Origin of the sequence: Aestuariibacter sp. GS-14, from assembly GCF_006494365.1 — a bacterium.
In the GTDB taxonomy this organism is placed as follows: domain Bacteria; phylum Pseudomonadota; class Gammaproteobacteria; order Enterobacterales; family Alteromonadaceae; genus Alteromonas; species Alteromonas mangrovi.
In genome coordinates, this window is the sequence record NZ_VHIP01000012.1 from 32,783 (window position 1) to 46,685 (window position 13,903).

Sequence of the window (13,903 nt, forward strand, 5' to 3'; positions counted from 1 at the left end):
CATAATAATCGATTATACAGAACGAACGGTTTTAACAACCCCATGCGAGGAAATCTGTTTATAGCTGTTTAATGCCGCTTGTGCGTGTTCTTTCATCAGCGCTTCTGCACGCGCACCCTGACCACTTGCAATGGCCTGTACAATGGCGTGATGTTGCTGATGAGCATAATACAAGCGCTCGTATTCGCGTTCCGTTTGTTCAGGATTAAAGACCAGCGCATTCACTGACGCCATGGGTAAATGTTCATTCATTTGCAACGCCATTGCGATTGCATTGTTTTGACTCCCTTGCACCAGACAATCGTGAAACCGTCGGTTTATCTCAACATAATCCTGAATCTTTTCTTCGTTAAAATAGCGCTCCTTAAACAACTCATCTCCCTCTGTGAGGCATTGTGTTAGTGTATCGAGAACATCATCAGACAAGCCTTTTTCAACAATTTGTCGAGTTGCAAGCCCTTCCAGCGCACCACGCACCTCAACCGCGTCGGCTATTTCATCCCCACTAACCAGCCTGACCTGATATCCGCGTCTGGGCAATTTGGTAAGTAAGCCTTCTTGCTCCAAAGCCCGAAAAGCAATACGAACCGGCGTACGTGATACGCCAAGCATATCGGCGGTTGGGATCTCAGCCAATCTGTCTCCTTGCTGTAGTGCGCCAGACAGGATCTTATCCCGCAATATGCTCAACACGGCATGTTTGTCTTTATTCATATGTGTTTTTCTCATTCCTGTTAACCCGAAAACCCACAGGGTTAATACCCGCGTATTTTGCGGTGTAATACGGCTGCATACAAGCCATTAGCTGTCTGTAAATGGATCCAAAATAGAACAATGTATATCAAATTCAGGGTTATTTAACCGATTTACCCTACCAACTGGATCCAATATTAGTAAAAAATGGTGGAAACAAACCATTAACATTGCTAAATTGGATCCAATTCGACAATGTAACGATCGGACAGGATCTCATACATGAGCCATTTTATTCGCAATACCTGGTACGTTGCGGCTACCAGTGATGAAGTAAAACCTAACACGCCTCTGGGCCGAACCCTATGCAACATTCAAATTGCCTTTTTTCGTGACAGTAAACAACATATCCAGGCGGTTGAAGACTTCTGCCCACACCGGGGAGCCCCATTATCTCTGGGCTATGTAGAAGGTGACAACCTGGTTTGCGGTTATCATGGGTTACAAATGGGTAGCAATGGTAAAACCCAAAGCATGCCGAGTCAGCGAGTGGAGCACTTCCCCTGTATAAAGCAAATCCCTGTGGTGGAACGCTACGGTTTTATCTGGATTTGGCCGGGAGAGCACGACAAGGCAGATCCAGCGTTAATTCCGGAATTAACCTGGGCATTGGATCCAAAATGGGCTTACGGCGGTGGTGTTTATTACATCAAATGTGATTATCGACTGATGATCGATAACTTAATGGATCTCACTCACGAGACTTACGTTCACGCCACCTCCATTGGGCAAAAAGAAATTGATGAAACTCCGGTGAAAACCACCATGGAAAACGGACAGGTTGTCACCAGCCGATATATGGAAAGCATCCTGCCACCCCCATTCTGGCAACAGGCGTTAGCAGCCAACGGCCTGCCAACCGACCAATTCGTTGATCGCTGGCAGATTTGTCGCTTTGACCTACCTAGCCATGTGATGATTGAAGTTGGTGTGGCGATGGCTGGAAATGGTGGGTATTCCGCGCCAGATGCCCTAAAAGCCGGCAGTATTGTGGTTGACTTCATCACCCCAGAAACCGACGGCACTATGTGGTATTTCTGGGGCATGGCACGTAACTTTAAAGCAAACGATGAACACTTAACCTCTGCCATTCGCCAAGGTCAGGGCAACATTTTTGCTGAAGATCTGGAAATTCTGGAACGTCAGCAACAGAACCTTGACAAGTTCCCAGATCGCCAGTTGCTCAAGCTCGATATTGATGCCGGCGGTGTTCAGGCAAGGCGTCTGATTCAACGAGCCATGAAACAAGAAGATACCCGTGTTAACAAGGAGACTGCGTAACATGATGATGGTGCGTGTTATACAAAAGCAGTTAATTTCACAGCGTGTTTGTTTACTTACGTTAGCACGTGAAGACAGCCTCCCCTTACCAACATGGCAACCTGGCGCACATATCGACGTATTTCTGCCTGACGGGATGATTCGGCAGTATTCGCTGTGTGGTTCTCTACACGCGGCTACGTATAGTATCGCGGTGCAACTGGAGCCTGCGGGTAAAGGGGGTTCGCGTTACATTCATGAATCGTTAGTGTCCGGAGCAAGTATCGGGATCAGCGAGCCTCGCAACCACTTTGCTCTCACCGATTCTGATATACCCTGCGTGTTTATGGCTGCCGGCATTGGTATAACGCCTTTTGTGCCAATGATGGAACAATGTCTGCGTCACAATCGCTCATTTACGCTGTATTACGCCATTGCTCATCAACAGGATAATTTGCTAAGTGGTGTATACCGAGACTTAGAAAACGTAAATGTCCACAACAAGGCCCTAGCGGGCGAGCGATTAAACATTAGTCGGATACTTCAGGACACGCCACAAAACAGTGATATTTTTGTGTGTGGTCCGGCTGGCTTTATTAGTGACGTGTTGGAAACTGCAACCCAAAAAGGCATAAGTTCCAGTCGTCTTCATCGGGAATATTTCTCTGCCGCTCCTATCGATCACAGCAGCGATGGAAGTTTTGAAATTGAAATAGCCAGCACCGGTCAGATTGTGAAAGTAGCTAAACATGAATCTATGCTAGCAGCACTTGAAGATAATGGCTTTTTCGTTCCGGTTTCCTGCGAGGAAGGGGTCTGTGGTACCTGCATTACCCCCCTGCTTAATGGCGAAGCAGATCACCGGGATGTGTTTTTGACCGATGAGGAAAAGGCCCTAATGAACAAGATTGCCGTTTGCTGCTCCCGTGCCAAAAGTCCGCGATTGCTGATTGACTTGTAAAATGGTTACTCCTGGCTCTGCCGCCGATATACAGCAGGGCTGGTACCTACTTTTCGCTTAAAAAACTTATTAAAATAGCCCGGATCAGAAAAGCCCAATCGCTCTGCTATTTCTGCCACCGGCATATCGGCGAACACCAAATAACGTTTGGCTTCGTTAAGCAGCACTTTGTGTATCAGGGCCAGCGCATTTTCGCCGGTTTGCTCACGGCAAATTTGATTTAAATGCGCCTGACTAACCCGTATCTCATTCGCATACCAGCTAACCTGATGGTACTGGGTAAAGTGCCGTTCAATCAGTTGCTGAAACTGCCGGACTTTGCGTTCAGATTTTGACAGGTTGGACTCTTCCTTGTTGTCTGTGCGAGCGCGAAGTAACCAGATCAATAACTGCTGCAACAATGCCTGCAACATGGCTTCCTGATAAATAGCAGGCTGATTCGCTTCCTGTTGGAGCAGATTGCACAGTTGTGTCACGAAGTCTCTTTCGGTGTCGGGAATGGCTGTGATAAACGGCTGATCAACTCTGCGATGCAAACCCAGACTACTCAGGGCTTGCTGCAACATAGGACTTGCCACCGACAAGACAACCCCCTGTGACTCAGCCTGCCAATCGAAGCCGTGCATAACCCCCTGAGGGATAACAATCACCACGGGAGCTGACCGTTTATATTGTTGTGTGTCCAGCCGCACTTCAACGCCCCCCTCTAATACAACAAACAGTTGCGTTATTTGCCGGTGGCGATGAGGCTGAATAGTCCAGTTATGCTGTTCACTGCGCTGTACCAACGCTTCGCAATAAAGCAGTGTATGCGGCGCAAAAGCACCGTCTTCACCGTAAAAGTCAACAAACTCAAGATTTCCAAACATTTTCATTACAATCTACAAAATACACCACCAAATAACTAATTTACCCCTTATAAAGATTAAAAATCTACATAAAATACCATTCAAGATATAAAAAAGGGGCTTCCCATGAACTGGAAAAAACAAGATTATGACGATATCCCGGGCACGTATGTGTTCGACGGACAACGCGCGCATCCGGCTTACGCCATTAATAAGTTGTTATTTACCTTTAATGACCAGGCCTGTCGCGATGAGTTTGACGCTGACCCAGCCGCCTATTGCGACAAATTGGGGGTTACCGGCGACTTCAAAAAAGCCGTGTTGGAACAGGACTTTCTGGGGTTACTTCGCATGGGCGCCAATATCTACTTTTTGGCGAAAATGTGTGTACCACGCGGTGTGTCAGTTCAGGATGCAGGGGCTGCCTTTCAGGGGATCACCACCGCTGAGTTTCAGCAAAAACTATTAGACAAAGGCAATGGTCTGGAAGCAATCCTGGCCAAAAGAGGAGATTACTGGAATGGCTAAAATTATTGGTGGAATTACCAGTTCGCATATTCCTGCAGTAGGTAACGCAATTTCTCAGGGGATCACTCAGGAGCCATACTGGAAGCGTTTTTTCGACGGTTATGGTCCAGCCAAAGACTGGCTTGCTGAAGCGAAGCCTGATCTGGTGATTGTGGTGTATAACGATCACGGGCTGAACTTTTTCTTAGACAAGGTTCCCACCTTTGCGCTGGGTTGTGCCGACATCTATGAAAACGCTGATGAAGGTTGGGGTTTAAAACCGGTACCTTCATTTACCGGTGATGCCAAGCTGTCGTGGCACCTCGCACAATCGCTGGTTGAACAGGAATTTGATATTTGTACCTGTCAGGAAATGAAAGTTGACCACGGCTTTGTTAACCCTATTCGCGCGTTATTTGGCGATCAGGAACCCTGGCCGGTAAAAGCTATTCCGCTGGCAGTGAATACCGTTCAGCACCCGGTGCCTAGTGCCGCTCGCTGTTTGAAGTTAGGTAAAGCACTGGGTAAAGCACTCGAATCTTACCCGGAAGATATGCGCGTAGTGATTCTGGGAACGGGTGGGATGTCTCACCAGTTACAGGGTGAGCGTGCAGGTATCATCGATGTGGAATTTGATTTGGAATGCATGGATAAAATTGCGACGGATCCAGAATGGATGACGCAATTCAGCAATGCCGACATTATTCGCAGAGCGGGAAGTGAAGGGATTGAAACCATTATGTGGTTAGTGATGCGTGGCGCGTTAAAAGATGACGCCAAGGTGATTCACAAACACTACCATGCGCCCATTTCCAACACAGGTGCGGGTGTACTGGTACTTGATAACCAGTAAACCGGACTCACTGACCGGTGCCCCGGTCAGTGACTTTCATCGTTATTCATCATTTGCTTAAATAGCACGCCTGCCTTGGTGCGATTGATCACCTCCAGCTTGCGCAGTACCGCTGACACATGTTGTTTTACGGTTGATTCAGAAATATCTAATTCGTAGGCAATTTGTTTATTCAGCAAGCCATCTGCCATCATTTTTAACACTTTAAATTGATGCGGCGTTAACTGTGCCAGTTTATCGGCAAAGGCTTTATCGTGCTGATTTTCTAACTGCGTAATGGCATCGTTGATATTGGCCGGTAGCCATTGTTCACCGTCGAGCACTTTATTCACTGCATCGGCAATTTGCGGTAAAGGCGTGGATTTTGGAATGTAGCCACTGGCCCCCAGGTCGATGGCCCGCCGAATAAGTGTAGGATCTTCCTCGGCTGAAACAATCACCACTAACACACTGGGGAATTGGGTTCGTAGCTCGGTTAACCCTGTCAGCCCGTCGTTGCCCGGCATATTCAAATCTAAAAACACCAGTTCAATTTCATCGTGTTGCCCTACCGCCTCGTAGGCTTCGGAAAAGCTGGCCACTTCCAGAATATTGTTGCCTACGATATCCACCAGCGCCTGCCGCATGGCTGCACGAAACAAAGGATGATCGTCTGCAATTAAAATACTGGTATCCACCGGATTACTCTTTTTTGTTTAATTTTAAACAGTTTACAGGAAAAAAATCTGAAATTGACAACGAACTTCCCTGCTTACTACTTGCGTTATGCCGTGAACGACAAAGTCAGCCAGGGGATATCCCATGGCTGACTCGTATTCTGTCGTTAATTCGCTCAGATTAGAAGCGATAGCCAACGGTTAACTGTACGGTCATTGGGTCGCCATAGTAACCAATCAGCGTGGTATCACCACCCAGTCCAGGGCCGTAGCTACCGTCTTCGTTACGGGTAACGAAGTCATAACCACCTACCAGGTACTCTTCGTCGGTCAGGTTCTTGGCGTGAATACCGCCATACCAGTTGCCTTCCACACTTTCCCAGTTCACGCTCAGGTTCACCATACCATACGCATCCTGTTTGATTAGGTCGCTGGTTTCAAACAGCAAATAATCATCGCGATAGTAGTAGTTAGCATTGAATGTAAACAAGCCCATATCGGTATCAAGATGATATGTAGCGGCCATGTTCAAGGTGTTCTCAGGCGTACTTGCCAGGCCAATCAGTGGCGGTACCGCGTCGTTCTTTTTAATTTCAAAATCAATGAAACCGTAAGCCGCAGACAGAGTCAGATTGTCGGTAGCAACGTAAGTTAACTCAACTTCCACCCCTTTTGCAGCCGTTTCTGCTGCGTTACGCAGACGTTGCTCTAACGCAGTAGGATCGTCGCTACCACCTTCAATACCAATGTACTGACGATCTTTGTGATCGTAAGAGAACAAGGTCACGTTAGCACGGAAGCTTTCTGTTACGTCACTCTTTATACCCAACTCATAAGAGTCTACCACTTCCGGATTCACACCCGGTTCGTTAATGGTGGCACGTGGGTTAAAGGTACCTGATTTAAAGCCCTGGGAGTAACTGGCGAAAATCATGGTGTCATCAGACACGGTGTATTCCATGCCCAGACGCGGCGTAAATCGCGACCAACTTTGTACTGCAGGCGAATCCAGCGTACCGTCGCCGTCGCTGTCTGAACCCAACACCTGTGGTGTTAACTGACCATCAGGACGCACATAGCCAGGGATCCAGCCTGAGTATGGATACACGTTGGCAAAAATCAAACCGTTGAATACGGTAGCTTGTTTTTCTTCGTCGGTGTAACGCGCTCCCACTGATACAGACAGGTCGTTAGTAATGTCGTAATTTAACTGGCCATATACCGCCCAGCTTTCACTGTTGTTACAGCCAGATACTTCGCGGGTTAAACCTGGTACACCAAACGCGGCACGGCCAAGGAAACCCAGGATAGCGTCGAAATTACCACAGGACTCACCGTCGTAAAGGTAAACACCGCTTACGATAGAGTAATTATCACCTTTCAGGTTTGCCTGAATTTCATGGGTATCATTGCTGTCGTCATACTCGGCCGGTACGTCAAAGATGTCCAGCGGCGTGTTGTCAAAATCGATGTTGGTGGGTGAATAGCTTTCGCGGTGTGACCCCACGTATTTCAGTTCTACGTTGTCGCTTAAATCATAGCGCAATAACCAGTTATAGCCTTCCAGCTCTACTTTGTTCCAGGTAGGCAAACTGGTGTATGAATCGAATTTCGATTTCGGTACTGGCGCATCAGTCAATAAACTGGGTAGTAAGCGATACCCGCCTTTAGCGTTTGAGGTATCCTCGGTTTTATCCCAGCCTAAACGGAAAAACAGCTCGTCGGTAATGTGTGCTTCTAATGTTAAACGCGCTGCCCACAGGTCTTTGTTGTAGTTTTCTTTATCCTGACCTTCCAGCGCGCTTTCCAGGTATTCCCCATAACCATCGCGGGTCAGATTGGCGTAGCCAAATCCCAGGTATACTTTGTCGTCAACCAACGGATACTGTCCAGTGAGTTTTACGTCTTTACGCGCGTAGTTACCAATTGTGCCTTCGATATTCAGGGTGGGATCACCGGTCATGTCTTTGGTTACGTATTTAACCGCCCCACCTATGGTATTTTTACCGTACAGGGTGCCCTGCGGCCCGCGCAGAATTTCTATGCGCTGTACGTCCAGCAAATCCAGTACTGCACCCTGAGGACGGGCAATGTACACATCATCCACATAAATCCCTACGCCGGGCTCGTAACCCCAAAGTGGATCCTGTTGACCCAAACCGCGAATAAACGCAGTCAGTGTAGAGTTTGTACCACGGCTGGTTTGCAATGTGGTATTCGGTGAAAATTGTTGTACTTCGGTTAAAACGCTAATGCCTTTAGATTCCAGTTCAACTGCGCCGATAGAGGTAATCGCTACCGGCACTTCCTGTAAACTTTCTACCGTTTTACGAGCAGTAACTTCAATTTTTTCCAGCTTGCCCTTGCTTTCGTCAACATTACTGTCTTGTGCCAGCGCGCCAGTGCTGCCAAGGCATGCCAGTGTAACGGCCGTTGCACAGAGCGTGCGGGTGAAACCATTTGTGTGTACAGAAGTGTGTTTCATAAGGTGTCCCTTTTATTGTTTAATTCAGTGTTCATGTTGTCTGAAGGGTGCGGTCGTTAATTACTGTAGAGACTTTTAACATTTTCGTAACTAGTACCATCGTACTATGGGCAGAATGGGATTATCAGGCCAAACTTTGCCTACTTTCTGAAGATCTGCGGTCACAGAATCTAATTAAAGGAAAGTAACATTATGTTGAGTTTACTAGGACTCGTTGGTGGACTTGGGTTATTGATAGTGCTGACAATTCGCGGGATGAACCTGTTTATTGCAGCACCGCTTTGCGCCCTGATTGTTGCACTGACCAGCGGATTACCGGTATTTACCGGCGACGCGAATTTTGTGGCCACGTACATGAGCGGGTTTGCCAACTTTATTGCAGCCTGGTTTTTCATGTTCCTGCTTGGGGCCATTTTTGGCAAATTCATGGAAGATACCGGTGCTGCTGATGCCGTTGCACGGTGGATAGTAGGCAAACTGGGATTTAAACACGCGGTTCTTGCCGTGGTGCTGGCCTGCGCCATTCTTACCTATGGCGGTGTAAGTCTGTTTGTTGTTGCCTTTTCTGTGTACCCCATGGCCGTCAGCCTGTTTAAAGACGCTAACCTGCCCCGCCGGTTTATCCCGGCCACCATGGCGTTTGGCTCGGTAACCTTTACGATGACCTCGGCAGGTTCACCGGAAATCCAAAACTGGATCCCAATAAAATACCTTGGCACGTCCCCCTTTGCAGCCTGGGAAGTCAGCTTAGTAGTCGCTATTTTCATGGCAACCTTCGGCTACTGGTGGCTAAAGCGTATGATTGGCAAAGCCATAGCAAAAGGCGAAGTATTTGAAGCCCGTGAAGCCGACCCTAAAGTACCCATGCGCGATCTGCCCCATCCGCTTACCGGTGTAATTCCGTTAATCGTTGTACTGGTATTAAGCTTTATGCTGCACGATTCACTGGCTCAACTGGCGTTGATTGTGGCGCTTGGCGGCGGTGTGCTTACGCTCATGGTAATTAATTTTCAGTACTTCCACGATTTATCCAAAGCCATTAACACAGGTACAACCGGCGCGTTAGTTGCTATAGGCAATACCGCTGCCGTAGTGGGTTTTGGTGCCATTGCAAAATCAACCTCGGCATTCCAGTCTACCGTTGAAGTGATGACCAATATTCCAGGCAATGAGCTCATTGGTGCTGCGATAGCCGTGAGTGTGATAGCGGGATTAACCGGCTCTGCGTCGGGTGGACAGGCTATTGTGCTGCCGTTGATCGGACAACATTACATTGATAAGGGCGTAGAGCCTGAGCAATTACACAGAATTGTGTCGATTTCATCAGGTGCACTGGACTCTTTACCGCATAATGGTTACGTTGTAACCACGATTCGCGCAATCTGCCATGAAACCCACAAAGCGGCTTACGGCTCGGTTGCCGCGCTGACTGTTGTGGTGCCGCTGTTAGGTTTGGCAATGGCCATTGCGTTATTCAGTATTTTTTAGGAGTAATACATGGCAAGGACTCTTGCACTTTGTTTTGCCTTGTTGCTAAGCGCGTGCAGCATTGCCGCGCCCTCTGCTTCTGAGCCACTGTTAACCACTAAACAGCGGTTCACCTTACCCACTTATAAAACCGTGGGCGGGCGCACAATAAAACAGTTACAAATCGGCTGGGAAAGTTACGGCAAACTCAACGCCGCCAAAGACAACACCGTATTAGTCACGCATTATTTTTCTGCTACCTCCCACGCTGCCGGTAAATACCACCCGGATGATGCCGCTGTGGGTTATTGGGACGCCATTATCGGCCCAGGTAAGGCTATTGATACCAATCGCTATTTCGTAATAAGTGTAGATAGCCTGGTTAACCTTAATGTATACGACGAGAATGTGATCACCACCGGGCCAGCAACCATCGATCCGGATACCGGCAAACCTTATGGGTTAAACTTTCCGGTAGTTACCATCAAAGATTTTGTGAATGTACAAAAGGCCGTGTTGGAAAGCCTGGGCATAAAGCAATTGCACGCTGTAATTGGGCCATCAATGGGGTCTATGCAAGCCATTGAATGGGCAGCCAGCTACCCTGAATGGGTACCGCGAATGATTTCGGTAATTGGTACCGGCGATAGCGACGCTTGGACTACCGCGGCACTTGAGCAATGGGCCATCCCTATTCGTCTCGATAAAAACTGGGCAGAGGGCAACTATTACAATGGTACGCCTCCTACCGACGGGCTGACCGCTTCGTTAATGCTGATCACGCAGCAGGCTTTAACGCCAGTATTTTTCAATCAACAGGGTACAGCGTTACACTATCATCCGCTGGAGACCGGCCCACTCAACAGCATTACCCAACAGCACTCCATTGTAAAATGGCTCGATGAGCGCGCGCGTAACCGGGCAGCTAAGATGGATGCTAACCATCTATTGTATCTGGTGAGAGCCTGTCAGCTGTTCATGGCTGGCCACGGCGACAACCTGAAGCAAAGCCTGGCAGCAGTGGAAGCCAAAAGCCTGTTTTTACCTGCCAGTACCGATTTACTGCTTATGCCGTACATGGCAGAAAAAGCCCACAAACATTTATTGGAAAATGGCAAAGACAGTCGCTATACAGAATTGTCTGGCCAGCTAGGACACCTTGAAGGCGTAATGCGTATTGCTGAACAAGCCGACACTATTCAAGCGTTTCTACAGTATTAGGACACTGACATGCAAAAATTAACTTATGGTCTTATTGGTGCGGTACTCTCTACGTCTGCCTATTCAGTGCTGGCAAAAGACAAATTGCCCGCGCTCAATCTGGACACGCAGCACATTACCGTATCCGGACTTTCGTCTGGTGGATACATGGCCACGCAGTACCACATTGCCAACAGTGATAAAGTAGTTGGCGCAGCAATGATCGCCTCTGGCCCCTATTACTGTGCACAAAACGACATTGGTATTGCGCTGGGACAGTGCGTTAACAAAGTGGATGCGCCGATTGATGTTAAAGCGCTGAGTGCGCAGGCTCAGCAATGGGCCGATTCGGGAGCTATTGCCCCGTTGGAAGGGTTAAAAAACAGTCAGGTATGGATGCTACATGGCACCGCCGATACACGTGTTAACAGTGCTGTAAATAATGCACTTTACGCCCAGTATCAACAGTGGGTGCCTGGCACGCAATTAACCTATGTGAATGATCAGCCATTTGCCCACGTATTCCCAACGCTGGAGCAAGGCGGAAGCTGCACTGATTCTGCTTCACCCTACATTGGCCAATGTGAATACGATGCAGCCGGCGAATTGCTCAATGCCCTGCTTGGCGAATTAAACGCACCAGACGACGAATTAACAGGCTCGGTAGTCTCTCTGGATCAACAGGCCATTGCTGGAGACAATGCCAGCACCTTGGGCGACACCGCTTATGCATATATTCCAGCTGATTGTGCCGCCGGTGAAGCCTGTCGCATTCACGTGAGCTTCCATGGCTGTAACCAATATGCCGATGCAGTAAAAATGGCCTATGTTGAGCAAACTGGCTTAAACCAATGGGCTGACGACAACCAGATTGTAGTATTGTATCCACAAACGAAAAAATCACTGCTGATGCCCATGAACCCCCAAGGGTGCTGGGACTGGTGGGGTTACACAGGTGATCAGTATGCCACCAAAAACGGGCCGCAGCTCAAAGCAGTGGACGCCTTAATTTCTCATCTTGCCACACACTAAGGATGTTTCATGTCTTCGTATAATGTTTTTATTACCGGTGGTGCCAGCGGCATCGGCTTCGGCATCGCCGAGCTCTTGGCGGCCAAAGGTCATCATATTCTGATAGCTGACATTAACCTTGAAGCAGCGACGGCTGCTGCTGAGAAACTCATTGCAGCCGGTGGCAGTGCACAACCGGTGGAAATTGACGTTACTAATGCGGCGGGTATCGCAGCGTTACCCGAAAAACTTAAAGCTACGCCGGTGGATATTCTGGTAAATAATGCGGGTATTCAACATGTGTCTAAAATTGAGGATTTTCCACCTGAAAAGTGGCAGCTCCTGATTAATATAATGTTGGTTGCGCCTGCCCTGCTCACACAGGCATTTCTACCACGTATGCGCAGTAACAACTTTGGCCGTATCATTAATATCGGCTCAATTCACTCTGTAGTGGCATCCCCATTCAAGTCGGCTTACGTAGCAGCCAAACACGGTTTGCTGGGATTTGCGAAAACTATCGCTCTGGAAACAGGCGATTGCAACGTTACCATTAACACCATTTGTCCGGCCTATGTAAAAACGCCATTGGTTGAAAAACAAATTGCCGCCCAGGCAAAAGAAAATGGCATTACGGAAGAAGATGTGGTGAATAAAATCATGTTGGAGCCTATGCCCAAGAAAGCCTTTATCAGCCTGGAAGAGCTGGGGGAAACTGCTGATTTTCTGATCAGCAATGCCGCGCGTAACATTACCGGCCAAACACTCATCCTTGATGGCGGCTGGACTGCCCGTTAATCTTTTCAACACTATTTTTGCCGGTGGATAGCAGATAGCGCTGCCACCGGCTTTATTTTGCTTCACCGGATATGTTAATGTCGCCTCAGTAAATGGGGATTACACACATATGCCTTATAAAACGGTTGGACTTATCGGCAAAGCGGCTCATAAAGGAGCCCACGCAAGTTTAAATGCACTGGCCGACTATTTACGCGCTAAACAATGCAAAATTCTGGTTGAAGAAACCGTTGCCGCAGAAATGGATTGCGACGATTTTACTGTTTGCGATTTGGTAACCATCGGCAAACAAGCCGATCTGGCTGTAGTAGTAGGCGGCGATGGTAATATGCTGGGAGCCGCCAGGGTCCTGTCCCGATTTAATATTCATGTGGTTGGTGTTAACCGGGGGAACCTGGGGTTTCTTACCGACATTCACCCCGACGAAGTGGTTCAGCAGATGGATCTTATCTACAACGGTGAAACCATTGTAGAGCAACGCTTTTTACTGGAAGTGGAAGTGTATCGTCACGAACTGTTGAAAAGTAACAATTCAGCCGTTAACGAAGTGGTGCTCCACCATGGTAAAGTAGCCCATATGATGGAATTTGAAGTGTTCATAGACGACCACTTTGTCTTCAGTCAGCGCTCAGATGGGTTAATTGTAGCAACCCCTACGGGTTCAACTGCTTATTCTTTGTCGGGTGGCGGCCCAATTCTGATGCCGCATTTAGATGCCCTCACCCTGGTCCCCATGTTTCCCCATACATTGAGCAGCAGGCCAATTGTAGTAGATGCTAACAGCACCGTTTCCATGCGGGTATCCAAAGTTAACTCCGACAGCTTGCAGGTAAGTTGCGATAGCCACATTGTTCTGCCCGTGCTACCCGGTGACGAAATCAGGGTGCGCAAGGGCAACCACAGATTGTCGATGGTTCACCCTAAAGATTACAACTATTTCAACGTATTGCGTAAGAAGCTGGGCTGGGGTAGCAAGCTGTATTAATTAAGCCATCATTCGCTCTGCGACATACTTTGAAATGAATTTTTGCTTGAGGAATGGTCGGGTTTGCTGTGATTCTATATACATTCAACACAACCGAAAATTGTGAGTACCGCCATTGC

General features: G+C 48.1%; 13 protein-coding genes. 9 read left to right on the forward strand and 4 right to left on the reverse strand.

Annotated features, from left to right (window positions below; genetic code table 11):
- Nucleotides 1–12: 12 nt before the first annotated feature.
- Entirely contained in the window at nucleotides 13–729 is a 717-nt protein-coding gene (locus FJ444_RS16200; protein WP_255439251.1) for a GntR family transcriptional regulator, read from the reverse strand.
- A 246-nt stretch (nucleotides 730–975) separates the two neighbouring features.
- Between FJ444_RS16200 and FJ444_RS16205 the strand changes: the two genes are divergently transcribed.
- Together FJ444_RS16205 and FJ444_RS16210 are read left to right on the forward strand one after the other, a co-directional pair.
- Entirely contained in the window at nucleotides 976–2,034 is a 1,059-nt protein-coding gene (locus FJ444_RS16205; RefSeq protein ID WP_140960006.1) for an aromatic ring-hydroxylating dioxygenase subunit alpha, read from the forward strand.
- 1 nt (nucleotide 2,035) lies between these two features.
- A complete protein-coding gene (locus FJ444_RS16210; protein ID WP_140960008.1) occupies nucleotides 2,036–2,974 on the forward strand; it encodes a PDR/VanB family oxidoreductase in 939 nt (312 codons plus the stop codon).
- Between the two features lie 5 nt (nucleotides 2,975–2,979).
- On the opposite strand, the gene FJ444_RS16215 is transcribed toward FJ444_RS16210, so the two are convergent.
- Nucleotides 2,980–3,849, reverse strand: coding sequence for a helix-turn-helix domain-containing protein (locus FJ444_RS16215; protein WP_140960010.1), 870 nt, complete (start codon nucleotides 3,847–3,849; stop codon nucleotides 2,980–2,982).
- A gap of 99 nt (nucleotides 3,850–3,948) precedes the next feature.
- Here FJ444_RS16215 and FJ444_RS16220 point away from each other — a divergent pair, with 99 nt between their 5' ends.
- Both FJ444_RS16220 and FJ444_RS16225 read left to right on the forward strand, forming a co-directional pair.
- Nucleotides 3,949–4,350, forward strand: a complete 402-nt coding sequence (locus FJ444_RS16220) for a protocatechuate 3,4-dioxygenase (RefSeq protein WP_140960012.1) — start codon at nucleotides 3,949–3,951, stop codon at nucleotides 4,348–4,350.
- Nucleotides 4,343–5,182, forward strand: a complete 840-nt coding sequence (locus FJ444_RS16225) for a class III extradiol dioxygenase family protein (protein ID WP_140960014.1) — start codon at nucleotides 4,343–4,345, stop codon at nucleotides 5,180–5,182. Before FJ444_RS16220 ends, FJ444_RS16225 begins: the two co-directional genes overlap by 8 nt.
- Nucleotides 5,183–5,208: 26 nt before the next feature.
- Here the strand turns inward: FJ444_RS16225 and FJ444_RS16230 are convergent, their stop codons facing one another.
- Both FJ444_RS16230 and FJ444_RS16235 read right to left on the reverse strand, forming a co-directional pair.
- The gene (locus FJ444_RS16230) at nucleotides 5,209–5,859 is read right to left on the reverse strand and encodes a response regulator transcription factor (RefSeq protein WP_140960016.1); all 651 of its coding nucleotides are present in this window, start codon (nucleotides 5,857–5,859) and stop codon (nucleotides 5,209–5,211) included.
- 160 nt (nucleotides 5,860–6,019) lie between these two features.
- Nucleotides 6,020–8,323 (reverse strand): TonB-dependent receptor, encoded by a 2,304-nt coding sequence (locus FJ444_RS16235; RefSeq protein ID WP_140960018.1) that lies wholly within the window; start codon nucleotides 8,321–8,323, stop codon nucleotides 6,020–6,022.
- Between the two features lie 192 nt (nucleotides 8,324–8,515).
- Here FJ444_RS16235 and FJ444_RS16240 point away from each other — a divergent pair, with 192 nt between their 5' ends.
- The 5 genes from FJ444_RS16240 to nadK all read left to right on the forward strand — a co-directional run bounded on the left by FJ444_RS16240 (nucleotide 8,516) and on the right by nadK (nucleotide 13,784).
- Nucleotides 8,516–9,811, forward strand: a complete 1,296-nt coding sequence (locus FJ444_RS16240; RefSeq protein ID WP_140960020.1) for a GntP family permease — start codon at nucleotides 8,516–8,518, stop codon at nucleotides 9,809–9,811.
- Nucleotides 9,812–9,820: 9 nt separating this feature from the next.
- Nucleotides 9,821–11,011: a homoserine O-acetyltransferase gene (locus tag FJ444_RS16245; protein ID WP_140960022.1), complete on the forward strand. Its 1,191-nt coding sequence runs from the start codon at nucleotides 9,821–9,823 to the stop codon at nucleotides 11,009–11,011.
- Nucleotides 11,012–11,020: 9 nt separating this feature from the next.
- Nucleotides 11,021–12,022, forward strand: a complete 1,002-nt coding sequence (locus FJ444_RS16250; RefSeq protein ID WP_140960024.1) for a PHB depolymerase family esterase — start codon at nucleotides 11,021–11,023, stop codon at nucleotides 12,020–12,022.
- A 9-nt stretch (nucleotides 12,023–12,031) separates the two neighbouring features.
- The gene (locus FJ444_RS16255) at nucleotides 12,032–12,799 is read left to right on the forward strand and encodes a 3-hydroxybutyrate dehydrogenase (RefSeq protein WP_140960026.1); all 768 of its coding nucleotides are present in this window, start codon (nucleotides 12,032–12,034) and stop codon (nucleotides 12,797–12,799) included.
- Between the two features lie 109 nt (nucleotides 12,800–12,908).
- The gene (gene nadK, locus FJ444_RS16260) at nucleotides 12,909–13,784 is read left to right on the forward strand and encodes an NAD(+) kinase (protein WP_140960028.1); all 876 of its coding nucleotides are present in this window, start codon (nucleotides 12,909–12,911) and stop codon (nucleotides 13,782–13,784) included.
- Nucleotides 13,785–13,903: the final 119 nt, after the last annotated feature.

Coding starts and splice junctions, on each gene's coding strand:
- FJ444_RS16245 (WP_140960022.1), top strand. CDS start 9,821: ATGGCAAGGACTCTTGCACTTTGTTTTGCCTTGTTGCTAAGCGCGTGC.
- FJ444_RS16250 (WP_140960024.1), top strand. CDS start 11,021: ATGCAAAAATTAACTTATGGTCTTATTGGTGCGGTACTCTCTACGTCT.
- FJ444_RS16235 (WP_140960018.1), bottom strand. CDS start 8,323: ATGAAACACACTTCTGTACACACAAATGGTTTCACCCGCACGCTCTGT.
- FJ444_RS16215 (WP_140960010.1), bottom strand. CDS start 3,849: ATGAAAATGTTTGGAAATCTTGAGTTTGTTGACTTTTACGGTGAAGAC.
- nadK (WP_140960028.1), top strand. CDS start 12,909: ATGCCTTATAAAACGGTTGGACTTATCGGCAAAGCGGCTCATAAAGGA.
- FJ444_RS16220 (WP_140960012.1), top strand. CDS start 3,949: ATGAACTGGAAAAAACAAGATTATGACGATATCCCGGGCACGTATGTG.
- FJ444_RS16200 (WP_255439251.1), bottom strand. CDS start 729: ATGAGAAAAACACATATGAATAAAGACAAACATGCCGTGTTGAGCATA.
- FJ444_RS16240 (WP_140960020.1), top strand. CDS start 8,516: ATGTTGAGTTTACTAGGACTCGTTGGTGGACTTGGGTTATTGATAGTG.
- FJ444_RS16210 (WP_140960008.1), top strand. CDS start 2,036: ATGATGATGGTGCGTGTTATACAAAAGCAGTTAATTTCACAGCGTGTT.
- FJ444_RS16205 (WP_140960006.1), top strand. CDS start 976: ATGAGCCATTTTATTCGCAATACCTGGTACGTTGCGGCTACCAGTGAT.
- FJ444_RS16255 (WP_140960026.1), top strand. CDS start 12,032: ATGTCTTCGTATAATGTTTTTATTACCGGTGGTGCCAGCGGCATCGGC.
- FJ444_RS16225 (WP_140960014.1), top strand. CDS start 4,343: ATGGCTAAAATTATTGGTGGAATTACCAGTTCGCATATTCCTGCAGTA.